At 70.2% G+C, this 521-nt stretch carries 1 protein-coding gene; it reads left to right on the forward strand.

Annotation, left to right across the window (positions count from 1 at the left end; genetic code table 11):
- The coding region (locus EES42_RS45265) for a hypothetical protein (protein WP_164495497.1) at window positions 1–521 on the forward strand (521 nt) is incomplete at both ends.

The following is a 521-nucleotide window of genomic DNA, read 5'->3' on the forward strand; positions in this document are numbered from 1 at the left end:
GTGCTGTCCGCCATGGCCCAGGACTGTGTGAGCGGCGGTTCCGAGGGCGACGAGCTCACCTTCGTACCTGTTCTGCGCAAGAACCGTGACGAGCCGGAGAGCCTACTCACCGCCCTCGCCGAACTGCACGTACGCGGCAAGGCCGTTGACTGGACTGCCTACTTCGTCGATGCCGGCGCCCGCCGTGTCGACCTGCCCACCTATGCCTTCCAGCACGAGCACTACTGGCCGGAGGCCGGTTCGCCGTTCATGGCGGACGCGTCCGCCTCGCTCGCCTCCTCGGTGGACGGTGCGTTCTGGGCCGCGGTGGAGCAGGAGGACGTGGACGCCTTTGCGGCGGCTTTGGGCTCGGACGAGCTGGAGTCGCTGGGCGCGGCGCTGCCGGTCCTGTCGTCGTGGCGTCGACAGTCCCGTGAGGTGGCGGTCGCCGACGCGTGGCGTTACCGGGTCACGTGGCAGCCGGTCTCCGGTGCCGACCGTGCCGGGCTGTCCGGACGGTGGCTGGTGGTGTCGCCGTCGGA

Origin of the sequence: Streptomyces sp. ADI95-17 (assembly GCF_003846175.1) — a bacterium.
Lineage (GTDB): Bacteria > Actinomycetota > Actinomycetes > Streptomycetales > Streptomycetaceae > Streptomyces > Streptomyces sanglieri.